30 protein-coding genes and 1 pseudogene are annotated in these 20,552 nt (G+C 61.6%); 21 read left to right on the top strand and 10 right to left on the bottom strand.

All coding sequences use genetic code 11. The annotated features are described in order from the left end of the window. Positions 1-21: 21 nt before the first annotated feature. The 4 genes and pseudogenes from U5K31_09545 to U5K31_09530 form a co-directional block, all read right to left on the bottom strand. Entirely contained in the window at positions 22-1,017 is a 996-nt protein-coding gene (locus U5K31_09545; GenBank protein MDZ7772967.1) for a DUF5686 family protein, read from the bottom strand. Between the two features lie 66 nt (positions 1,018-1,083). Further along, complete coding sequence (locus U5K31_09540) at positions 1,084-1,326, bottom strand: hypothetical protein (GenBank protein ID MDZ7772966.1); 243 nt, start codon at positions 1,324-1,326, stop codon at positions 1,084-1,086. Beyond that, a pseudogene (locus U5K31_09535) lies at positions 1,307-1,525 on the bottom strand (carboxypeptidase-like regulatory domain-containing protein). Before U5K31_09535 ends, U5K31_09540 begins: the two are co-directional and overlap by 20 nt. 149 nt (positions 1,526-1,674) lie before the next feature. Further along, the gene (locus U5K31_09530; GenBank protein ID MDZ7772965.1) at positions 1,675-2,310 is read right to left on the bottom strand and encodes an Rrf2 family transcriptional regulator; all 636 of its coding nucleotides are present in this window, start codon (positions 2,308-2,310) and stop codon (positions 1,675-1,677) included. A gap of 179 nt (positions 2,311-2,489) precedes the next feature. On the opposite strand from U5K31_09530, the gene U5K31_09525 reads away from it, so the two are divergent. Both U5K31_09525 and U5K31_09520 read left to right on the top strand, forming a co-directional pair. After that, the gene (locus tag U5K31_09525) at positions 2,490-2,684 is read left to right on the top strand and encodes a hypothetical protein (GenBank protein ID MDZ7772964.1); all 195 of its coding nucleotides are present in this window, start codon (positions 2,490-2,492) and stop codon (positions 2,682-2,684) included. A 486-nt stretch (positions 2,685-3,170) separates the two neighbouring features. After that, on the top strand, positions 3,171-3,497 hold the full coding sequence (locus U5K31_09520) for an SDR family NAD(P)-dependent oxidoreductase (GenBank protein ID MDZ7772963.1): 327 nt from the start codon (positions 3,171-3,173) through the stop codon (positions 3,495-3,497). Positions 3,498-3,593: 96 nt separating this feature from the next. Here U5K31_09520 and U5K31_09515 read toward each other — a convergent pair whose 3' ends face one another. After that, positions 3,594-4,001 carry a hypothetical protein gene (locus tag U5K31_09515; protein MDZ7772962.1) on the bottom strand — a complete coding sequence of 136 codons (408 nt, stop codon included), beginning with the start codon at positions 3,999-4,001 and terminating at the stop codon, positions 3,594-3,596. Positions 4,002-4,159: 158 nt separating this feature from the next. On the opposite strand from U5K31_09515, the gene U5K31_09510 reads away from it, so the two are divergent. The 19 genes from U5K31_09510 (at position 4,160) to U5K31_09420 (ending at position 16,883) form a co-directional block, all read left to right on the top strand. Next, complete coding sequence (locus U5K31_09510) at positions 4,160-4,918, top strand: aldehyde dehydrogenase family protein (protein MDZ7772961.1); 759 nt, start codon at positions 4,160-4,162, stop codon at positions 4,916-4,918. 189 nt (positions 4,919-5,107) lie between these two features. After that, positions 5,108-5,296, top strand: a complete 189-nt coding sequence (locus U5K31_09505; GenBank protein ID MDZ7772960.1) for a hypothetical protein — start codon at positions 5,108-5,110, stop codon at positions 5,294-5,296. After that, positions 5,233-6,210, top strand: coding sequence for a hypothetical protein (locus U5K31_09500; protein ID MDZ7772959.1), 978 nt, complete (start codon positions 5,233-5,235; stop codon positions 6,208-6,210). Before U5K31_09505 ends, U5K31_09500 begins: the two co-directional genes overlap by 64 nt. 120 nt (positions 6,211-6,330) lie before the next feature. Beyond that, positions 6,331-8,592 (top strand): patatin-like phospholipase family protein, encoded by a 2,262-nt coding sequence (locus U5K31_09495; GenBank protein ID MDZ7772958.1) that lies wholly within the window; start codon positions 6,331-6,333, stop codon positions 8,590-8,592. A gap of 100 nt (positions 8,593-8,692) precedes the next feature. Beyond that, positions 8,693-9,367 (top strand): hypothetical protein, encoded by a 675-nt coding sequence (locus U5K31_09490; GenBank protein ID MDZ7772957.1) that lies wholly within the window; start codon positions 8,693-8,695, stop codon positions 9,365-9,367. 37 nt (positions 9,368-9,404) lie between these two features. Then, positions 9,405-9,674: a hypothetical protein gene (locus tag U5K31_09485; protein MDZ7772956.1), complete on the top strand. Its 270-nt coding sequence runs from the start codon at positions 9,405-9,407 to the stop codon at positions 9,672-9,674. Between the two features lie 14 nt (positions 9,675-9,688). Next, on the top strand, positions 9,689-10,615 hold the full coding sequence (locus U5K31_09480; protein MDZ7772955.1) for a hypothetical protein: 927 nt from the start codon (positions 9,689-9,691) through the stop codon (positions 10,613-10,615). Between the two features lie 110 nt (positions 10,616-10,725). Continuing rightward, complete coding sequence (locus U5K31_09475) at positions 10,726-11,139, top strand: hypothetical protein (GenBank protein ID MDZ7772954.1); 414 nt, start codon at positions 10,726-10,728, stop codon at positions 11,137-11,139. A 362-nt stretch (positions 11,140-11,501) separates the two neighbouring features. Continuing rightward, positions 11,502-11,792 (top strand): hypothetical protein, encoded by a 291-nt coding sequence (locus tag U5K31_09470; GenBank protein ID MDZ7772953.1) that lies wholly within the window; start codon positions 11,502-11,504, stop codon positions 11,790-11,792. Continuing rightward, a complete protein-coding gene (locus U5K31_09465; GenBank protein ID MDZ7772952.1) occupies positions 11,771-12,106 on the top strand; it encodes a hypothetical protein in 336 nt (111 codons plus the stop codon). Before U5K31_09470 ends, U5K31_09465 begins: the two co-directional genes overlap by 22 nt. 26 nt (positions 12,107-12,132) lie before the next feature. After that, complete coding sequence (locus tag U5K31_09460) at positions 12,133-12,327, top strand: hypothetical protein (GenBank protein MDZ7772951.1); 195 nt, start codon at positions 12,133-12,135, stop codon at positions 12,325-12,327. A 144-nt stretch (positions 12,328-12,471) separates the two neighbouring features. Further along, positions 12,472-12,873, top strand: coding sequence for a hypothetical protein (locus tag U5K31_09455; GenBank protein ID MDZ7772950.1), 402 nt, complete (start codon positions 12,472-12,474; stop codon positions 12,871-12,873). A gap of 260 nt (positions 12,874-13,133) precedes the next feature. Next, positions 13,134-14,021 carry an alpha/beta hydrolase gene (locus U5K31_09450; protein MDZ7772949.1) on the top strand — a complete coding sequence of 296 codons (888 nt, stop codon included), beginning with the start codon at positions 13,134-13,136 and terminating at the stop codon, positions 14,019-14,021. A 325-nt stretch (positions 14,022-14,346) separates the two neighbouring features. Further along, the gene (locus U5K31_09445; GenBank protein MDZ7772948.1) at positions 14,347-14,724 is read left to right on the top strand and encodes an STAS domain-containing protein; all 378 of its coding nucleotides are present in this window, start codon (positions 14,347-14,349) and stop codon (positions 14,722-14,724) included. Further along, positions 14,717-15,139 (top strand): ATP-binding protein, encoded by a 423-nt coding sequence (locus tag U5K31_09440; GenBank protein MDZ7772947.1) that lies wholly within the window; start codon positions 14,717-14,719, stop codon positions 15,137-15,139. Before U5K31_09445 ends, U5K31_09440 begins: the two co-directional genes overlap by 8 nt. 4 nt (positions 15,140-15,143) lie before the next feature. Beyond that, on the top strand, positions 15,144-15,977 hold the full coding sequence (locus tag U5K31_09435) for a GAF domain-containing protein (protein MDZ7772946.1): 834 nt from the start codon (positions 15,144-15,146) through the stop codon (positions 15,975-15,977). Beyond that, positions 15,974-16,357, top strand: a complete 384-nt coding sequence (locus U5K31_09430; protein ID MDZ7772945.1) for a hypothetical protein — start codon at positions 15,974-15,976, stop codon at positions 16,355-16,357. Before U5K31_09435 ends, U5K31_09430 begins: the two co-directional genes overlap by 4 nt. After that, a complete protein-coding gene (locus U5K31_09425) occupies positions 16,357-16,788 on the top strand; it encodes a PP2C family protein-serine/threonine phosphatase (protein ID MDZ7772944.1) in 432 nt (143 codons plus the stop codon). The genes U5K31_09430 and U5K31_09425 overlap by 1 nt, the downstream gene beginning before the upstream one ends. Then, a complete protein-coding gene (locus tag U5K31_09420) occupies positions 16,752-16,883 on the top strand; it encodes a hypothetical protein (GenBank protein MDZ7772943.1) in 132 nt (43 codons plus the stop codon). The genes U5K31_09425 and U5K31_09420 overlap by 37 nt, the downstream gene beginning before the upstream one ends. On the opposite strand, the gene U5K31_09415 is transcribed toward U5K31_09420, so the two are convergent. From U5K31_09415 to U5K31_09395, 5 genes are all read right to left on the bottom strand, one after another. Continuing rightward, on the bottom strand, positions 16,861-17,412 hold the full coding sequence (locus U5K31_09415) for a transglycosylase SLT domain-containing protein (GenBank protein MDZ7772942.1): 552 nt from the start codon (positions 17,410-17,412) through the stop codon (positions 16,861-16,863). The genes U5K31_09420 and U5K31_09415 overlap by 23 nt on opposite strands. Before the next feature lie 117 nt (positions 17,413-17,529). Continuing rightward, positions 17,530-18,390: a transporter substrate-binding domain-containing protein gene (locus U5K31_09410; GenBank protein MDZ7772941.1), complete on the bottom strand. Its 861-nt coding sequence runs from the start codon at positions 18,388-18,390 to the stop codon at positions 17,530-17,532. A 312-nt stretch (positions 18,391-18,702) separates the two neighbouring features. Further along, a complete protein-coding gene (locus U5K31_09405) occupies positions 18,703-19,578 on the bottom strand; it encodes a DMT family transporter (protein ID MDZ7772940.1) in 876 nt (291 codons plus the stop codon). After that, complete coding sequence (locus U5K31_09400; protein ID MDZ7772939.1) at positions 19,578-19,898, bottom strand: DUF4293 family protein; 321 nt, start codon at positions 19,896-19,898, stop codon at positions 19,578-19,580. Before U5K31_09400 ends, U5K31_09405 begins: the two co-directional genes overlap by 1 nt. A 192-nt stretch (positions 19,899-20,090) precedes the next feature. After that, positions 20,091-20,435, bottom strand: coding sequence for a hypothetical protein (locus U5K31_09395; protein MDZ7772938.1), 345 nt, complete (start codon positions 20,433-20,435; stop codon positions 20,091-20,093). Positions 20,436-20,552: the final 117 nt, after the last annotated feature.

The raw sequence follows: 20,552 nt of genomic DNA, 5'->3' as shown, positions 1-20,552 counted from the left end.
CCATTACGTTGGGCAGCAGGGTCATGTAGGGATGGTACACGAAGGAGTCGAAACGGGTGGCCGTGCCGGCGCGCCAGGAGGCGGAGAGGCGCTGGCCGAATCCTTTTCCCCAGGAGAAAGCGTAGGCCAGGCCACCCCCGTAGCTCCACGAGCGGTAGCCGGTACTGTAGCCGCCGCCCAGCTGAAGGTCCACGTCGTCAGCCACTTCCACCTCGTAGCGGGCACCCGCATAGAGTTCGTCCACCCGGTTGAAGCGCGGGTCCGGCGACAGGCTCCCCGGGAGACAGAATCCGCCTCCTGAACTCCCGCCTGCACCGCCCGAACCGGATCCGCTCCCGCCTCCCCCGCCGGTGCCGCCGTCGCCATCGTCCGACAGGTCAAGGTCCAGCAGGGTGACGAGAAAACCCTTGGGCTGGAAAGCCTTCTCGAGGGTGGCCGTACTGTCGAGGTTGGCATAGGCTTCCTCCTCGATCCGCGAGAGGGAATGGGCTCAAGCCGTCGGCCGGCCAGGTTATCGCCCGCCACGGAGGTGGTGTCCACCGCAAAGGTGCCTCCCTGCTCGTAAAGGGAGTCGGGCACGCCCTCATTCACCCGGTAGTCGGTGATGCGGGCCACCTGGCGGAAGGCGATGCGTGGGAATTCCAGTCCGATCATGGAGATCTTCACGCTCCCCTCGATGCGCATGTCCACCGGCAGCCAGAACTCCCGGCCGTAGTTGTCGAACTGCTGCTCGTAGTAGGTGTCGAAGCCGCGAATGGGCGGAGGGAAGTTCACCACGTCGTTGGGACGAAGGCGAACCTCCAGCAGGGCATACTCCTCGTCCAGTACCCAGATGGTGCCCTCGAAAAGGGGCTGCAGTTTGCGCCTGGGCGTGACCTTCATTTCGTAGACGGTCTTGCCGTCCAGGGTGGTGCGATCAACGATCTCATAGCGGTAGTAGTCCAGGGCGTCCGGATGCGTGACCCCCATCACGTCGTAGCTGGCCACGTCGATATCGTCATCGTAGAAATTCGGCACGTAGCTGACGCCGGCGAAATTCTCGCTCTCCCTAATATTGGCCGTCTGCCGCCGGAGTGAACCACCTCACGGTGTCCCCTGCCCTTGTCCCAGTACGCCGTGGAAGACGTCTCGCTGATCATGACGATGGAGGTGTCGTCTGGAAAGCACCTGCCGCGTGTAGGCCTCCGCCTGGTAGTTCTCCAGGTTGGCCCGCCAGATCTGTTTGCGGCGGATCACCTCCCGCATGATACGGACGGCCGGATCCTCGCCCGTTACCACCAGCCGGCCGAGCTCCCGGACGGAGCGTTTAAGCCGGAAGTCCTGCACAGGATCTGATTCCGCGTCTACCGTGCGGTACCGGGTTTCGGTAACCCAGGAAGCGCACGCGAAGGCGCGCGGGCAACAGGGAGTCGGCGATGGTCAGCGAATAGCGGCCGTCGGTGTTGGTGATCGTGCCCCGGTAGGTGCCCTCGATGGAGATATTGGTGGAGGGCAGGGTCTCGCCCGTTTCGGCGTCGGTCACCGTGCCCCGGACGGTGACCTGGGCCGCGGCGTCGGGTGGAGGCCGCCAGGACGGCCGGCAACAGCGCGCAGGAACAGGAGGCTATGATTTCATGATCCGGGTCAGCGCGAAAGACTCAACAGGGTCCTCCTGTACTGCATTCCGGCGGGATGTTACCAGGACGGAGCCGGGCGCCATACCCTGGAGCAGGCGCTTGCGTTATAACGTGCGATATGCTTATCGTAGGGGTCCGGCTGGGACCTGCCCCCATAGTTCAATCGGAGAGAACGGAGGTTCCCGAACCTCAGATCCAGGTTCGATTCCTGGCTGGGTACAACAGGCTCATCAACCGTGACGGAAGACACCGGCGTGATCACGACCGCGTCGCCTGCCCAGTCGAACTTACCGTCTTCGGTGATACGCAGGTTGAGGCTCTTGCCCTTGCCGGCCAGTCCGTCCAGCGTGTTCGATTCCAGCATCTCCTGCAGGTCGCCCCGTACCCGGGCCCACTCTTCGTGTACCGGGCAGGGCTTGCTGTCGCCGCATCCCGGCAGTCCCAGCACGCACTCGGTGACCAGTCCCAGCCCTGTCCACGGCCTCCACCACATCGATGAGCCGGATTTCGTCCGTGGGCGTTTAAGCCTTACCCCTCCCTTGGGCCCTTTGAGCGACTCCAGCATGCCTGACTTGGTCAGATTCTGCAAGATCTTGGTCAGGAAATAGGCGGAGATATCGAGTTGTTCGCTGATCGTACCGATGGAGACATAGTCGTTTTCCTCCCGGGAGGCCAGGTAGATGGCAGCACGCATTGCGTCGAAACACAGGCTTGGGATAAAATCATGGAGCAAAACTCAATACTCCTTTGTCTCAAAGCAAAGGATCACCCTACATCGCACATATCGTTTGCGCGCGGTATATAGGATTAGAGGTCGCGGGTGACCCAGCCGCCGGCCCCGAAACAAGAACACCGGTACTGAAATCCAGAGCCATGAAATACCGCCGTTCCCTGACCATGCTGTCCTGGGTGATCGTCGTCCTGTCTGCCGTCGCCGCTTCGGCGGGTATATTTTCCTCCGGTGGACCCGGTCCCTATCAAATCGAGTCGGTGCGCGGCAAAACCTGGAGGTATCCCATGAACGCGCGAAACTGCAATCCCTCCGCCGGCGATCGCCGGCGCGGGTAGCGCAGCCTGTCCGTGCCGGGAGCGGCTGGACAAAGCGTTGCATATGGCGTATCGTGTACCTTTACCCCAAACATCCAACCATACATGCCATGTCCGACCTATCCGCTGCCAGGCCGCACTCGTCACTGGGGGGTGCCTCCGGCATCGGCTTCCTCATGGGGCGCCTGCTGCTGGAACGCGCATTGCCCCGCCGGTGGTATGGCGACAACCGCCCGCAGGCCCTTGAGGAGGCGGGCGCGACTGCGAGGATCCGGGGGAGCCGTCACCGCGCAGGCGGTGCGACGTTACCGACAGCCGGGCCACAGGCAGGGCGCTGGCCGAACTGAAGGAGGACGGCATTCAAATCGACCTGCTTGTCAATAACGCGGGAGTAGTCTCCGGCGGCCCCTTTGCTTCCCAGGAACCGCAGGCTATCCGCGCCGCCATGGAGGTGAACGCCCTGGCGCCCATGCTTCTGGCGCGCGCAACTACTGCCCGCCATGATCGATCGCGGGCGGGGACACATCGTCAGAATTCTCCTCGGCGGCCGGCTTGCTGGCTAACCCGGGCATGGCCTCCGATTGCGCCGGCAAATGGGCCTTGACCGGCTGGTCCGATTCGCTGCGCCTGGAAATGGAGCGGGATGAGACGGGCGTGAACGTGCTCACCGTTTCCCCCTACTATATCGACACCGGCATGTTCGAGGGAGTGCGCTCGCCCATCCTGCCTATCCTCGAACCTCAAAAAACAGCAAGCCGAATTGTCCGGGCCATCGACAAGGGCACCGACCGCCTGCGGATGCCCTGGATCGTCGAACCTGCCTGCCACTGCTGAAGGGACTGCTGCCATCGCGCCTGTTCGACAAGGTAGTGGGCGACTGGTTCGGCATCTACGATTCCATGAACACCTTCAAGGGAAGAGACCGATGAGCTAGACGAACTCCTCTGGAACTCTCGAACAACAGCGGAAGCCTTTGCCACTGGCGCGCCCGGTTACCGCCGGCGCACGGGCGCCGAAAAGCTGGAACAGCTGGGAGAGCGGGAGGAGCGGCTTACGGGCGCGCTGGACGCCGACTTCGGCGGACGGTCCCGGGACGAGACCCGACTGCTGGAGCTCTTTCCGCTGCACGACCAGATCCGCCACGCGAAGCTGCACCTGCGGAGCTGGATGAAGGGAGAGAGGGTGCCCGGCTCCTGGTTCCTGCTGCCGGCTTCCGCCCGGTACGAATACCAGCCCCTGGGTGTGGTGGGTATCCTGGGCGCCTGGAACTACCAGCTGCTGCTGACCCTCGGTCCCCTGGTCGACGCCCTGGCTGCCGGCAACGCACGTGATGCTCAAACCCTCGGAAATCGCCCCGCGGGCGGCCGGGGAAATCGCCGGGCTCGTGGAGCATACCTTCGACCCCGGTTACGCTGCACCGGCGTGCACCGGGGACCCGGTCTGGCCGCCGATTTTTCCTCCCTACCCCTTGACCATCTTCTCTTCTTTACGGGTTCATCGCGCATCGGGCGGAAGGTGATGCGGGCGGCTTCGGAGAATCTCACGCCCGTAACCCTGGAGATGGGCGGCAAATCGCCCGCCATCGTGCACCGCAGCTACCCGCTGGGCCCGGCGGCCCGGCGCATCATGACCGGCAAGCTCTACAACGGGGGACAGACCTGCGTGGCGCCGGATTACCTGCTGCTGCCGCGCGGCCTGGAAGAAGACTTCGAACGGGAGGCGCGCGCAGCCGTGAACCGCCTCTACCCCCGGCTCGTGGACCCATCCGACTATACCCGCATCCTTCGGCGCGAGCATTACCGGAGCCTCCGGCAAGGGGTGGAGAAGGCGCAGGCGCAAGGTGCCCGTGCGGTACCCATCAACCCGGCCGGGGAGGAGTGCACGCCCGAAACGGGGTCTTCCCTCCCACCCTGCTTTTCGATCCCGATCCGGAAACCCGGCTCATGCAGGAGGAAATCTTCGGTCCCGTACTGCCGGTGGTGCCCTATGACTCCCTGGAGGAGGCCCTGGACTTCGTCAACGCCCGGCCCCATCCCCTGGCCCTTTACTACTTCGACCGCAACCGGAAACGGCGCGAATGCGTGCTGCAGGAGACCCGCTCCGGCGGGGTCACCTTCAACGACTGCATATTCCACCTGGTGCAACACAACCTGCCCTTCGGCGGGGTGGGTCCCAGCGGCATGGGCAGCTATCACGGCTTCGACGGATTCCGAACCCTCCGCACAAACGCGCCGTCATGCACCAGGGAAGGCTGACCCCCGGGCCCTGGCTTCGCCCCCCACACCCGCCTCGAACACCGGCTTATTGACGTGTTGCTGGGCATTTCCCGCTGAGGTGCCGCAAGGAATCTCTCGCCGGAGCCTGTAATATTCGAGTCCCGGCAGACGACTAACCTATGCAAGGCCGGGAAAACGTGCCGGCTCGTTCAACACAACCGATACGCAATGTCCGAAGAACAGTTCCTGGAACTGGTCAGGGGAAACGAGGAGCGTTTCCGCCACCTGTGCCGGATCTACGCCGACCGCAGCGCGGGGAAGAAGGACCTCTACCAGGAAGTCCTGATCCAGATATGGCGCGCTCCTCCTTCGAGGGCAGCGCCTCCATCCACACCTGGGCCTACCGCATCGCTCTGAACACCGCCATCTCCTTTGTGCGTAAGAAGCGGACGCGACGCGACTATCACGACCGCTACCGCCGGGAAAAAGTCTCCCGGCGCGGCCGCAGACAGACCCGACCGGGCGACAGGAATCCCCGGAACGCGCCACTCACTCTACGATGCCATATCCCAATCTTAATCCATCAGAAAAAGCCATCCTTTCCATGTACCTGGAGGATTTCAGCTACGCGGAGATCGCCTGACGTCACCGACATCACCGAGAATCACGTGGGCGTGAAGCTGCACCGGATCAAGAAGAACTCTCACAAATCATCGAGGAAGAAAATGGAACTTGACGATCTGAAAGATACCTGGAAACGACAGAAAGCAGCAGCTGGAGCCAGCTACAGCCGCTCCAAGCTGCTCATGCTCATCAACAACCGTATGATCTCCTTCGAGGAGCGCATCCGCTCGCGCGACCGTCTGGAGATACTTGCCTGCATTGTGGTCATCATCTGCTTCGGCGCCTATTTCTTCGTTACCGAGTCGCTGCTGCAAGCAGGTGGGCAGCGCTGGTGTCGGTGGGCGGGGCCCTGCTGGTCTGGTACCTGTTCTCAAGACCGCCGACGTGCACCGTGCGGAGCAGCGGCCGACGGTGGACCTGCCCATGGCCGTGCACCTGGAGCGGGAGCTGGCGGCGGTGCGCGAGCAGAAGAAGCTCCTGGAAGCATCGCCTGGTGGTACATCCTGCCGCTGACGGTGGGCCTGCTGTTGTTCGCCCTTGGCTTCCAGTCCGGCCCGGCCTTCAAGGCAGGCTATATAGCGCTTGTGCTGGCCATGGGCGCCGGGTATGGAAACGCAACCGGGACACGGTGCGCCGCAAATTCGTCACCTCTGGAAAAGGAGCTGGAGGAAGCCATGGAGTTTATTCGTGACGGGGAGGAATCCTGATCACCTCGGGAACGGCCCTGGTATACGTGTGCTTTTCTCGGAAATAGTCCCGATTATAGAATGGGAAACCAACCACCCGAGTGCCTGGCAAAACCCATCCAGGTCCACATCACCACTCCCATGAGACGCCCGAGCTACCCCTTCACACACCTGCCCTTCCTCCTGTTGGCCGGGCTGATGATCTCCGTCCTGGCCCTGACTGCGGATGCGCAGGATGACCGATCAGGGGAGCAGAGAGGGTCAGGATCCCCGGGCGACTCCACCATAACCATAGGACTCGCACTGAGCGGTGGCGGAGCCAAGGGCTTTGCCCACATCGGCGTGCTGAAGGTGCTCCAGGAAACCGGCATACCGGTGCACGTGGTGACCGGATCGAGCATGGGTGCCATGGTCGGGGGGCTCTACGCGGCGGGCTATGAACCGGCGCGCATCGAGGAGATGGCGCTGGGACTCGACTGGCAGGCCCTCTTCGACGACCGTTACAAGCGCAGAACCGGGGACCTGGGCACCTACGTCTCCTCCCGCGAAACCTGGCTGCTCTCCTTTCCCCTTGAAAGATACCGCCCGCAGCTTCCCAGCGGACTCATCGACGGACAGAACCTCTCCATGCTGCTCTACCGGTGGACCCTCCCCTGGCACGGCACCCGCGACTTCACCAGGCTGCCCGTCCCCTTCGCCGCCGTAGCCACCGATCTGGCCACCGGCAAGCCCCACACCCTTGCCACCGGCTACCTGCCTGAGGCCATCCGGGCCAGCGCCGCCATCCCAACCATTTTCAAGCCGGTGTCCTACGGGGGACGACTCGATATCGACGGGAGCGTGTCCCGCAATATCCCGGCGGAGGAGGCGCGCCGAATGGGGGCCGACATGCTGCTGGTTTCCGACGTGGGCGAGCCGGTCAAGCCGGTGGACAGCCTGCGTACCTTTGTAGACATACTCGTCCAATCGGTGGGCTTCCGGCAGGCGGAGTCCGATTCGGCCCAACTCGCCCTGGCCGACCTGCGCATCCGCCCCGACATCGAGGGTTTCGACAGCTTCAGCTACTTACGCACCGGCGAACTGATCCGCCTCGGAGAGGAAGCCGCACGGCGCATGCTTCCACAAATCCGCGAACTGCTGGAAGGGAGATCGCCCGCGCCGGCCCCAGGGCAGACCATCCCAGAGCCGGACATCCGCGACAGCCTGCGCATCACCCGGCTGCGCCTGGAGAGGTATCGACCTCAGGCTTGCCCGGCAGGCGGAATCTGTCCTCCGCCTGCATCCCCGAGGTCGTGGCCTACGACGATATTGAAGGCGAGGTCAACCGTCTCTACGCGACGGACCTCTTCGGCCTGGTCACCTATCGCCTGCAGCCTGATTCCACCGCGCCGGGCGGCTACCTGCTGGAACTCTCCCTGCAGCAGAACGAACCTGACCGCGCCGTCTTCAGCCTGCGTTATGACAGTCCCTACAAGGCCGCCCTGCTGTTCGGAGCGCGCCTGCGCAACCGCCTGGCCTGGGGCGACCAGCTTTCGGCTGAACTGCGCCTGGGGGAGATACTCGGCCTGGCCGCCCGCTACGACCTGCCCCTTGTCCTGCAGCCCACTCTGCAGATTTCACACCGACCTGAAGGTATACCGCTCGCCCATCGACCTGTACGGCGGTGGGGAACGACTCTCCACGGTGGAGGTGGAGGCAGCTCACCCTTCACCCTCCCTCTCCCTGCGCCTGGCCCAGAGCTGGCGTATGCAGGCAGGGGTACAGGCCGAATTTTACAACCTCAACGAGGCGGTGGGCAACATCCTGCTGCTGGAGGGCAGCCGATTCCAACTCAACAGCATTATTAAGATCGGCCTCAACAGTCTCGACCGCACGAACTTCCCGGGCCGGGGACATCAGGCCGTTCTGGCCCTGGAGGGCGGAAGCCGCAGCCTGGGAAGCGAAAACTCCTTCCTGCAGCTTCTTGGCAACTGGAGGGCGGCCCTGCCCCTCTGGCGGGGACTCACCCTGCATGCGCGCCTCGCGGCCGGGCACACGCTGGGAGGCAGCCCGCCGCTGCACGACCTCTTCTATCCGGGCGGCATGAGCACGAACCCCCGGTTTCCCCTGCGCCAGGTTCCCCTCCACGGCTACGCCAACCAGCGGTTCGGCGGCCGTCAGATGCTCGCAGCCGGGGGCTCCCTGCAGTGGGAAGTGGGGAGGGAGCTCTTCCTGGAGGCCGGATGGAACGCCGCACGCGTATCTGCTGAATGGGACTGGTCCCTGAAATCCGGTGATTTTCGCCATGGCTGGTTCCTCGAATTCGGGGCCCATACGCTGCTGGGACCCGCCTCGGTGGTCCTCTCCTCTCCCGATCTGCAGGGCGGCTACGCCCTCGCCCTCTCCGTGGGATACACCTTCTAGGCACGGGGACTGCCTGCGAATCCCGTTATCGACTTGATTTATTCCATTTCTCCCCTACTTTACGGGTAATCAACGGTCTACGACAAGGATCCGCTCCAGTATGCGGCACGCTAACATTAACACCAGTTCTCTTCCCACCATTACCCGCACTCTCTCCCTCGCTCTCTGTCTTCTGCTCGCCTTCGCCGGAATCACCGACGCACAGGATGAGCAAAACCAGGACCCGCGCTACGAGATCGCGCCGGGCGCACTCTCGTTCCGCAGCATTGGTCCCGCGCTGACCGCCGGCCGGATTTCCGACTTCGCGGTCAACCCCGACGACCACAGCGAATTCTATGTGGGCGTGTCCGCCGGCAATATCTGGAAAACCACCAACGGCGGCACCACCTTCGAGCCCATTTTTGACAACTACGGTTCCTATTCCATCGGATGCCTCACCCTGGACCCCAACAACCACAACGTACTCTGGGTGGGCACCGGCGAGAACAACAACCAGCGTAGCGTCTCCGACGGCGACGGGGTTTACAAATCGGTGGACGGGGGCAAGTCCTTTGAGCATATGGGACTGAAAAACTCCGAACATATAGGCATGATCGCCGTGGATCCCCGCGACAGCGACGTGGTCTATGTGGCCGCCTACGGTCCCCTCTGGAGCGCCGGCGGCGACCGGGGACTCTACAAGACCACCGACGGGGGCGAGAACCGGGAGGCCGTGCTGACCATCAGCGAGCACACCGGGATCAACGAGGCTGCACCTGGATCCCCGCAATCCTGATATCGTCTACGCCACCGCCCACCAGCGCCGGCGCCACGTGTTCACCCAAATCAGCGGGGGACCCGAGTCGGCCATCTACAAGTCCACCGACGCTGGACAGAGCTGGGATAAGGCCATGAGCGGCATAGGGGGACGCTGGGTCGGGCGCATCGGCATGGACATCTCGCCGGCCGATCCCGACGTGCTCTACGCCGTGGTGGAAGGCGACGATGGTTCCGAGGGCTTTTACCGCTCCACCGACCGGGCGCCTCCTGGGAGAAACGAAGCGACTACAGCTCCTCCGGCAACTACTACAACGAAATCGTAGCCGATCCGCACGACGTGGACCGCGTCTATACCATGGACACCTACAGCCAGAAGACCGAAGACGGGGGACTCACGTGGGAGAATACCGGGGAAAACAGCAAGCACATTGACAACCACGCCCTCTGGATCGACCCCGACAACCCCGACCACCTGCTCAATGGAAACGACGGCGGGGTGTACGAATCGTACGACCAGGCCGAAACCTGGCGCTTCTTCCCCAACCTGCCCATCACCCAGTTCTACAAAGTGACTGTCGACAGCGCCAAGCCCTTTTACAACGTGCTGGGCGGCACGCAGGACAACTACTCGCATCGGGGACCCTCCCGCACCACCAGCTCCAACGGCATCACCAACGCCGACTGGTACATCACGAGGGGAGGCGACGGCTTTGAGTCGGCCGCGGACCCCGAGAATCCCAACATCATCTACGCCCAGAGCCAGTACGGCAACCTGGTGCGCTTCGACATGGAGACCAAGAGCTCGGTGAGCATCCAGCCGCAGCCACGCGAGGGCGAGAAGGAGTTGACCTACAACTGGGACGCCCCGCTGGTCATCTCCCCACGATCCGGCCACCCTCTACTTTGCGGCCGACAAGGTCTTCCGCAGCACCGACCGCGGCAACAGCTGGAAGGCCATCTCGGACGATCTCACCCGCCAGATCGACCGCAACCGCCTGGAGGTTATGGGACGGGTCTGGCCCATGGACGCCGTGGCCAAGAACTCCTCCACCTCCGAGTACGGCAACATTGTGGCCATGGACGAATCGCACGTGCAGTCCGGCGTGATCTACGCCGGCACCGACGACGGCCTGGTGCATGTAACCAGGGACGGAGGGGAGAACTGGACCGAATACGGCTCCTTTCCCACCGTGCCGGAACGTACCTACGTGAACGACCTGGTAACCTCCCACCACGAGGCGGGCACGGTCTACGCCGCATTTAACAATCCACAAGAACGGCGACTTCACGCCCTACCTGCTCAAGAGCACCGACTACGGGAAGAGCTGGACCGACATCACCGCCAACCTGCCCGAGCGCGGCTCGGTCTACGCCGTGGCGGAAGACCACGAGGACCCCGACATCCTCTTTGCAGGCACCGAATTCGGCGTCTTCTACACCCTGGACGGCGGCGAACACTGGGAGCAGATCCGCAGCGGGCTGCCCACCACCGCCGTACGCGACATAGCCATTCACTACCAGGAAGACGACGTGGTGCTGGGAACCTTCGGACGCAGCTTCTACATCCTGGACGACTACTCGCCGCTGCGTGAGCTCAGCCGGGAAACCCTTGACAAAGAGGCCCACATCTTCGACATCGCCGACGCCAAAATGTTTGTCGAGTACAGCCGCGTGGGCAACCTGGGGGGACAGAAAGGCTTCCAGGGCGAGACTTTTTTCACCGCCGACAACCCGCCGGTGGCCGCCACCATCCGCTACTATCTCAAGGAGAGTATTCGAAACCCTTGAGCAGCAGCGCGAGGAGGAGGAGCGGGAGAAATTCCAGGAGGGCGAGCCGGCTCACCGATCCCAGCTACGAAGAGTACAGGGCCGAACAGGAAGAGCTTCAGCCCTGACCTGCCTCTTCAACCATCACCGACACCGACGGCAACGTGGTGCGTGAACTGCGACGGCCCGCACGCAAGGGCATGCATGAGCTGCACTGGGATTTCCGATATACCGACATGACCGCAGGCCGACCCGGGTCGACGCCGGTGCCATGGCCGATCCCGACGCGGGCATCATGGTCATGCCCGGAACCTACCAGGTCACCATCTCCAAGAGCGTGGACGGGGAGTTCACACAGATCGCAGGCCCCGAAGACCTTTGAGGTGGAGTACCTGTACGAATCGGAGCTCTCCGACCGGGAGCAGGCCGAACGCGTGGCATTCCAGCAGAAGGTGAGCAAGCTGAGCAAGGCGCTCAGCGGCGTGCAGAACGCCATGTCATCCGCCCAGGAGAAGCTGAACTACTACAAGGCAGCCCTCAAGGCGATGAACCGCACCACCTCGCCGGTCTTCAGCCAGATACGTACTGCCGAAGACTCCCTGCAGGCCATCCGGACATCCCTGTACGGGATCCCTACCGCGGGGATCTCGACATGGACGAGCAGCCCACGCTGACGGGAAGGATGGGCTCGATCACCTACGGGTTCAACAGCTACCCGGGCACGCCCACCGGCAGCATGCAGCGCCAGTATGAGATCGCGGCCTTCCAGTTCGGTCCCATCTACGACCGGGTGGAGTGCTTCCTGCAGAGCCAGATGCCCGCCCTGCAGCGGCAGATGGATCAGCTTGACGCGCCTTGGACGCCCGAGCGCCTGCCCGACTGGATGGGGGCAATTGACCGGCCGGCCATACCCGCACGTCCCCGGCTTGCGTGCCGGGGGCGCCTCAGCGGCGGCGGCCGCGGGTCAGCAGGCCCACCACCACCGTAAAGAGGGCAGAGCCAAGGATGGACCATATGACGGGAAAGACCTCGCCTTCGATCGTGACGGGCAGAATCATGGCCAACCCGAGTTCGGCGGCGATCCATTTGCCGATGAGGGCGCCGAATGAATCCGACTACGATGGATACCAGGCAGCCACCCAGCGAATAGCCGGCGATGCTCTGCCCGATTCCACCGCAAATAGCCGCTATGAGCAGCAGAAGAAGTAAGCCTAGAGAGTGACATGGATATATGTGGGTCAATGTTCGGGGTTTCGTTTCCCAACTGCCCATTTTTTTGTAAACTATGCTACAGGGCAGCTGACAAACCGTGATATTCAACTTCATCATATGAAACAAGCAAGCATATATCTAGTGACCGCGGCCATACTTATCGGCCTTATGAACGCCTGCGGACCCAGCGAAGAGGAGATCCGGCAGCGCGAACAGGCGCGCCAGGACTCCCTGGAGCAGGTACGCCAGGATTCCCTCGAGCAGGTACGCCAGGATTCCATCCAGCAGGCCCGGGAGGATTCCCTGGCTGCGGCCCGGGAGCGCGAGCGCCGTCGCAACATGGTCCAATTCGCCGAGGACGGACGCTGGTCCGTCCAGGTTGAGGCCTGGCGTTCGCAGGACAAGGCGCAGGCCCGGATCGCCACATGGCGGGAACGGGGGTACGAGGACGCCTTCGTGATTCGTCACGGCAACGCAGGCCACCGGCGACATCTGGTTCCGCGTGCAACTTGGCCGGCTACCCACCCTTCAGATGGCCCGTAACCTCAAGGCCCGCCTGATGGACGAGCACGGCGCGGAGTCGTGGATCGTGGACATGCAGTCCGGCACGGACTCCTGAGCCAGGCGTACATCCCATTCCCGTGTACCGCCCGACGGCGGGCGTTCGGTTCTTTTGACGCCTCCATCCAGGCCTACGCAAATGGCCTCAACTTGTTCCCCGAACGCCTTGCCTATGAGCGTGGAACAAATCCCCCGGGACCCCGAAGCGGTCGAGAAGTGGCTTCAGCGCAGGGAAGATGCCGTTGAAGGACTCCGCGAGGGAGCCGGAAGCCGCATCGTATGGTCCCCCGCCGGGAAAACACGCACCCCTACCTGCCTGGGTCTATCTTCATGGATTCAAGGCCAGCCCGCGCGAAGGCGACCCCGTTCACCTGAGTGTGGCCCGCCGGCTGGGCTGCAACCTGCTGCTGGGCAGGCTCACGCAACACGGACTGGACCGGGAGCGTCCCCTTGCCGGACTTCAGGCCGAAGACCTTACGAAGTCCGCTCAGATCGCCCTGGAAATTGGCCTGCGCCTTGGTGAAAGGGTGGTGCTTATGGGTACCTCCACGGGCGCCACCCTGGCCCTCGAGCTTGCGGGCCGGGAGGCCTACCGCCAAAGCATACGCGCCCTGGTACTCTACGCCCCCCTCGTTGACTTTCACGGGCTTCGCTCTCGCCTGCTGAAAAGCGGACGTATTCGCGGGTTTATGGCCCGCATTCCGGGACGGCGCTTCCTGCTGCACTCCCGCACATCCTCCGGCCGGGAGAGCGAAAGATGGCACTCGACCTACGCCCTGCAGGGACTGCTCGCCCTGGGCGCCCTGGTGGAGCGCACCATGACGCCCGCGCGCTGGTCCCGCGTCACCCAGCCCCTCTTTGCAGGCTGGTGGCCGGATGACCGGGTGGTATCCGTACCCGCCATCGGCCGGATGACCGAGGGCCTGAGCACTCCGGCCGGACAGCTTCGACTGGAGACCTATCCCGAAGCGGGCACCCACGTGATCTGCAGCGGACTGTTGTCGGGTGCGGTGGAGCGCCTCACCGGCGATACCGTCGATTTCCTGCGCCCCCTTCTCGATGGAGTCGCCGTCCGGCAGATAGCCCCTCCCGCACGCCCAGGCTGTGATTCCTGCCCATATACATGTTAAATAACATTAATTTGTTGAATTATTTGTTTTATACCTAGGTAATTATGTACTTTTCAGTGCGCTCAAGTAGCGTCTCTCTTGATGAATAGTCAGGACCTCACACCTGATACGTGTGAGGTCCTCTTTTTTTGAATCTTATCCCCCCCTCTTCCCGTAGGCCATACGTTCCCCCGCCCGGCACTCCCCGGCCGAACCATCAGCGGGGTAACATCAACGGCCCTTACAACTTCAGCCACGGCATTTTTGCGTGCCTTGTTCGCAAATTTTGTTATGTTTATGACTTGTTTACAGCAAGGAACCGCATACCATCATCAAATCCGCAGCAATGAAGAACTTTAAAATCAACCACCGGGAAACAGAGACTTTCGACGTCCTGGAGATAAGCGGGGAACTTGATGCGCATACCGCCTCCCAGCTCGAAAATTCCCTCAAGTCGTTGATCGACGGAGACAAACACCAGATTATTGTCAACTGCAAGCACCTCGACTATATCGCCAGCGCAGGGCTGGGTGTGTTCATGGCCTATATTGAAGACGTGCGCAGCCTGGGGGGAGATATCAAGCTGACCAACATGAACGAAAACGTGTACAACGTTTTTGATCTGCTCGGTTTCCCCACCCTCTACGACATCCTGGAGGACGAGGAACAGGCTATAGAAAAGTTCGAAAATGATGTAAACGTAAGCGGGCCCGACCTTGTCTGACCGGATAACCAAACATAGCATCACGGTAAAGGCCTCAACGGAGCACCTGGCACGGGTGCGTGATTTTGTGGCCCGGCATGCTTCCGATTTCGGATTCAAGAAGCAGGATGTTGCGGACATCCGCCTTGCGGTTGACGAAGCCTACACCAACATTATCAAGCATGCCTACAAGAACGATGAACGGATGTCCGTCGACATCGAGCTGGGCTACAACACCAGCGAGTTCTGGATCTCCCTGAAGGACACCGGCAACACATTCGACCCCCGCAACTATTCCAAACCCGACGTACAAAAAAAAATAAAAGAGAAGAAGCGCGGCGGCGTGGGCGTCTACCTCATCCGCAAACTGATGGACGATGTAGAATACAACCAGAAGTCGGGCATCAACGAAATCCGGATGACCAAAAAACGATGAACGGGTGAACCCCTCCTCTACACAGAACGACGACCGGCATTCCCGTTTTGAGCTGCGGACCCTCCTGGAGACCTCCCGCCTGCTCATCGAGTCGCACGACATGGATTTCGTGCTGAACAACCTGCTGTTGATCACCATGGGCAAACTGCTGGTGACCCGTGGTATGGTAATGATCTACCAGCCCGGGGCCGAAACCTACGTTGTCCACAAAGCCAAGGGGCGCGGCACGCCCGGCGAGCAGGTGACGGTGGACCTTGGCTGGGACGAAGAAGCGAAGTCCCGGTCCGTGATCCGTCCCCACGAAGACGGTTTTCAGGTACCCGAGATGATCGAGGGGGAGCCGAACTGCACCTTTTTCAACCTGCGCACCAGCAACAACCACCTGGGCTACCTCTGCCTGGGGTCAAAGGGCAACCGCCAGCCACTCAGCCAGCGTGAGACCGAATTTGTGGAGAGCCTCTGCATCATCTCCTCGGTGGCTATTGCCAATTCACGCATGTTTACCGAGCTGCGGCGCATCAACCGTATGCTCGACCGCAAAGTCTACGAACTGAACACCCTGTTCGACCTGAGCAAGGACTTCAACATGATGGTGGACCGGGGTGAGATCATCCGGGTCTTCAAGTTCGCCATGCTGGGACAGATGCTGATTCGCAAGTTCTTCTTCGTGCTGGAATACGAGGATGAGCGCAACATGGTGACCAGCAGCGGCATCCAGGGAGAACTCACCCAAAAAGAGATGCAGATCCTCTACGACCTGGATGAAGAGGTCTGGAAGTGGACGAGGAACTGCAGCAGAAGGTCCCGTTCCTGGAGCGCAATGAAATCCGCGCGGTGATCGGACTGCAATTCCAGAACGAAAGGGTGGCCATAGTAGGCGTGGGAGGGCGAGCCAACAAGGAACCTTACCAGCCGTCCGACTTCCAGTTTCTCCGCTCCCTGGGCAACCTGGCCCTCCTCTCCATACAGAAGACCTACCTTCTGGAGGAACGCATCGAGAAGGAGCGGCTCGAGGAGGAGGTGGGCATCGCCAAGAGCATACAGCAGGGCCTGCTGCCCGATCCCATACCCTCCTGCGACGCCCTCGACATCGCCGCCACCAACATCTCCTCCTACCAGGTGGGCGGAGACTACTTCGACATCCTTGAGACGCCGGGGAAGAACTTCTCTTTGCCATTGGTGACGTCACCGGCAAGGGCATCCCCGCCGCCCTGCTGATGGCCAACCTGCAGGCCATGTTGCACGTGCTGCTGCCCGCGGACATCACCCTGAGTGAGGCCAGCGGGCGGGTCAACGACATCATCTACAGCAACACTCCAAGCGATAAGTTCATCACTTTTTTCTGGGGCGCCATCGATCCGGCGAGCATGCGCCTGCGCTACGTAAACGCCGGCCACAACTCACCGGTCTGGCTGCGCAGCGGTTCCGAAGAGGTGGAGGAACTGACGGAAGGGGGACTCATCCTGGGAGCCATGCCCACCATGCAGCCCTACGATGAAGGCCGCGTGGAATTGTCGGAAGGCGACCTGCTGGTATTCTACACCGACGGTGTCACCGAGGCGATGAATCCGGCGCAGGACGAGGAGTACGGGAAGAACGCCTATACGATTGCATCAAGGCCAATCGGGACAAGGGAGCGGAGGATCTGATACAGGCCGTCGTGGACGACGTCAACCGCTTTTCCGAGGATATCCAGTACGACGACGTCACCCTGATCGTAGTCAGGGTTCTTCGAACATGCTGAAAACCCCTCCCATGCTCGCCTCGGTCACCTGCCGGTTATGGTCGGCCATGGCGAGAATGCTCTCGTAGGTGCGATAGCGGTTCATCACCTCCTTCACGTATCGTACCGTCTCGATGCCCCGGCTGAAACCGTAGCGCGCATCCTTGTAGTACTTCCGCTGCATGAGCTTCAGGAATGCGTCCTCCACGTTCTCCCACTCGTTGGGATTCTCGTTGAGGTCGATGGCCAGCCGGCGCGCGTCGGCCACGTGCCCCATGCCGGCGTTGTAGGTCGCCAGGGCGAAGGCCCACTGGTTGGTGCTGTCCATGTAGGCGTAGTGCTCCAGGTGCTCGGAGATGATACGCACCCCCTCGCGCAGGTTCACCTCCTCGTTGTAGAGCATTTCACGGTCCTCAACCTGCGAAAATCGCGGCATAACCTGCATGAGTCCCACCGCCCCGGCCCAGCTTTCCGAGTCGGGATTGAATTTGGTTTCCTGGGCTATGATGGAGGCGATCCACAGCCAGTCGATGCCGGCCGAATCGGCCACCTCCCGGATAAGCCCGTCGTATGGAGAGATAATGCCTGAACCCGGATTCGGCCGATTCCGGGTTGTGGTACTCGGCGATGCGGCTGTTGCCCTGGAAATAACGTTTCCGCAGAATGTTCAGGAAGGCCGAGCGCTTGGCGGCTCGCCGGGCCCGCCCAGGCGAAAATGCTTGTACAGGAAGCGGTTGAGCTGTGTCTCAAGGTCCGGGGCGTTTTTCCGTATGGCCCAGGCCACGGAGTCGTCGCGTGCGATGGTCGGTCCCTTGACCAGCCCGGGCATATAGCGGCTGGTGGCCTGAAAAATATTGTTATCGGCCACCGTGGCCAGGTAGGTGCCCCGGGAGACGTCAAAGAGCAGGGATTCGGTATCTTTCTCCCCGGGCACCATCTGGAGGCTGACCTCACGGCCGTCGTTGCGAAGCTCCTGCAGTCGTGAAAAGTAGGAGCTGTTGCGCTTGATGGTAACCGGGATGTCCGAGGCGGCCAGCTCCTCCACGGATGAGGGCTTTGACGAAAGCCGGTCGGAATAGACCAGCAGCTGGTTGACGATATTATAGGGGCGGGTGAACTGCACGTAGTTGCGGCGCTCCGGGGTCACCGTATAGTGACCGGCGATCAGGTCGCCCTGCCCGGTATTCAGCAGGTCGTAGGGATTCTCACCCGGTCCCACGATCACCACTTCCAGGGCCAGGTCGTGCGTATGGGCAAACTCGCGGACGAGCTCGTATTCAAAGCCCCACTCTACGCCCTGGTGCAGAAAATAGGTGTTGGAGCTGTAGCGGGTGATCATGCGCAGCACCCCGCTTTCCTTGATGTCGGCCCAGTCGCGATCCACCTGGGGATCGGGGAACATCACGTTCAAACGGCCTTCGGAAGGCTGCTCCTGATCCTGAAATCCGCAGCCCGGGAACATGAGGGCCGCCGTCAGCAGGAGGAGGGAGAGTAGACCTGTTGACAACCGGTTTGCAAGCGTGTGCATGCAGGAAGAATTGGTTCGGAAGAAAAAATCTACCTAGCGGCTTGTGTATGGGTGATTTCGTACCTTCTACGGGTACGGCTTGTCTCGGTTCTCAAGCTCAAGATATTCAAAAAACGTCCTTTTCTCGGTATTTAAGAACGATTTAATGTTCGTTAACGGCGTGTTAACCCCTTGATTTCTCCCCATTAACGAAGAAAAGCGGGAATTCGTTTGACTGTTTTACACGGTATCGGGGCCGAAGAGTTCCGGGAAGGCTCTCTTTTGCCTCTTCAGGCGTCCGGATGCGTTTCAGAGGCCGCTTTTCGTGCCTTTTTACGCCAGGAGAGACCCACACCGGCCAGGGTCACCACGCATGGCTGCGATGGAAGGTACAGGCGGCATTTCGGCAAAAAACAGGAAGGCCAGAAAGGAGGCGAAGAGAGGTTCTGCCAGCACAAGGGTGGATAGCAGGGTGGGTGATACGTACTTGACGGCGTAGTTCATCGAACCGTGGCCGATGATCTGGGGTCCCACGGCCAGCCCGGCCCCCGCCCAGATACCGGCGGTGCTGATGCGGGACAGGTCGTCACCCGCCCCGAGGGCAATGACAGCGCATGTGAGGGCGGCAAAAAAGTAGACCGGGAAGACGTAGTCAATCCACGCTCTTCGCTGGCGAATTTCCCGTCCAATGAGCAGGTAGACCACAAAGATGAGGGCCGCGGCAAAGGCCAGGGCGTTACCGAAGAGAGGGTTCGCAAAGTCCTGTTCCATCCGGCTGTCGGCAATACCCAGCATCACCGATCCCCCGAAAGCCAGGAAAACCCCGGTCCAGGTAGTCACCGGAAACCGCCTTCCCTTCCAGAACCGTTCCACCACAATCATGAAGATGGGATGGATGGTAACCAGCACGGAGGCTGACGCCACGGACGTGTAGTAGAGGGAGGAGAGCCAAAAGGTAAAATGGAGTCCCAGGCAGAGCCCGGACAAGGCCATAAGGCGGCGCTCGCGCACCTTGTCAGGATGGTCGGCCGGATTGCGATACCAGAGCCAGAAGGGGGCCAGCAGCAGCACGGCGAATGTGGTGCGCCAGGTGACCAGCACCAGGGGTGAGGTGTCCGGGGCAAGGCGGACCAGGATGGGGGCGAATCCGAAGGAGACCAGCCCCGCCGCCAGGGCTGCAAATACTTTTGCATGGGTCGAGGAGTCCATCAGCGGATACGATCCATCGAGCGTACCAGCTCCTCGTCGTCACGCACCTTCTTGCGGGCATAGAGCTGCGCCGCAAGGGCAAGGGCCACCATCAGCACACCCACCGTCTCGTCCCAGAGAAAGGATCCGAAACCCCCGAGTGAGACCAGTATGCCGAACCCGTAGCCCAGGGTGGTTACCTGCACCACCAGGCTCCGCCCAATCCATTGGATCTGGCCGGGACGGTCGCGGTACAGGAATATGCATCCCAATGCGCCCAGGGCCGAGATCCCCAGTAGCGTCGCGAAACCCCAGCCCACCCAGGCCTGGGGATCGTTCATGGCGTGTTGAAAGAGTGCGTTGAAATAGTACGCTCACGTTGAGGACAGCCGCGAGCAGCAGTAGTACCGATTGAATGCGTTGTATCACCGTGTCTGCTGGGGATTGGGGGTTCAGAGTGATGCGATGGAAGCCTGAAGATAGGGTTTTTTCTCCAGGAGCTCATCCCGGCATCGCGGGGAATGTCGACGATGCTAGTCCCGGCTTGTCGGAGCCGGGGTGGTGTCTCCCGTGCCGTCCCCCGACGCCGCAACCGCCTCGCCGTTGCCGTTGACGCCGGTTTCCCTGATGATGCCCGGATTCTCCGTGTCGTAAAAGAAGACGTTCACGCCGCGTCGACCCTTCTCAAAGAGATAGTAGAGCACAGGCACGAGAATCAGCGTCAGGAAGGTGGCAAAGATCAGCCCGTTGATCACCGCTACGGCCATGGGCCCCCACCAAGCGGCCTGCTCCCCTCCCCAGTAGAGATACTCCCCGATGTTGGAGAAGAAGAGGGCCGGGTCGTTGACCAGGGTGATGAAATCGAAGATTGAAGCCAATGGCCAGCGGAACCAGTCCCATGGTGGTGGTCAGCGCGGTGAGGATGACGGGGCGGAAACGCACCTTGCCGCCCTCCACCAGCGCCTCGTAGAGTTCCATGCCGTCGCGTCGGCGCA

This window comes from Balneolaceae bacterium (assembly GCA_034521445.1).
Taxonomy (GTDB): domain Bacteria; phylum Bacteroidota; class Rhodothermia; order Balneolales; family Balneolaceae; genus JAXHMM01.
The sequence above is the reverse complement of the archived record's forward strand: the minus strand, read 5'-3'. Positions and strand labels throughout refer to the sequence as shown.

Bases quoted from the DNA above. Each gene is read 5' to 3' on its own strand.
- U5K31_09525 (MDZ7772964.1), top strand. From the start codon at position 2,490: ATGAAATACCGCCGTTCCCTGACCATGCTGTCCTGGGTGATCGTCGTC.
- U5K31_09460 (MDZ7772951.1), top strand. From the start codon at position 12,133: ATGACGGGAAAGACCTCGCCTTCGATCGTGACGGGCAGAATCATGGCC.
- U5K31_09405 (MDZ7772940.1), bottom strand. From the start codon at position 19,578: ATGGACTCCTCGACCCATGCAAAAGTATTTGCAGCCCTGGCGGCGGGG.
- U5K31_09500 (MDZ7772959.1), top strand. From the start codon at position 5,233: ATGGCGCGCTCCTCCTTCGAGGGCAGCGCCTCCATCCACACCTGGGCC.
- U5K31_09445 (MDZ7772948.1), top strand. From the start codon at position 14,347: ATGAAGAACTTTAAAATCAACCACCGGGAAACAGAGACTTTCGACGTC.
- U5K31_09505 (MDZ7772960.1), top strand. From the start codon at position 5,108: ATGTCCGAAGAACAGTTCCTGGAACTGGTCAGGGGAAACGAGGAGCGT.
- U5K31_09425 (MDZ7772944.1), top strand. From the start codon at position 16,357: ATGGCCAACCTGCAGGCCATGTTGCACGTGCTGCTGCCCGCGGACATC.
- U5K31_09410 (MDZ7772941.1), bottom strand. From the start codon at position 18,390: ATGCACACGCTTGCAAACCGGTTGTCAACAGGTCTACTCTCCCTCCTC.
- U5K31_09490 (MDZ7772957.1), top strand. From the start codon at position 8,693: ATGCGGCACGCTAACATTAACACCAGTTCTCTTCCCACCATTACCCGC.
- U5K31_09465 (MDZ7772952.1), top strand. From the start codon at position 11,771: ATGGACGAGCAGCCCACGCTGACGGGAAGGATGGGCTCGATCACCTAC.
- U5K31_09495 (MDZ7772958.1), top strand. From the start codon at position 6,331: ATGAGACGCCCGAGCTACCCCTTCACACACCTGCCCTTCCTCCTGTTG.
- U5K31_09400 (MDZ7772939.1), bottom strand. From the start codon at position 19,898: ATGAACGATCCCCAGGCCTGGGTGGGCTGGGGTTTCGCGACGCTACTG.
- U5K31_09530 (MDZ7772965.1), bottom strand. From the start codon at position 2,310: ATGCGTGCTGCCATCTACCTGGCCTCCCGGGAGGAAAACGACTATGTC.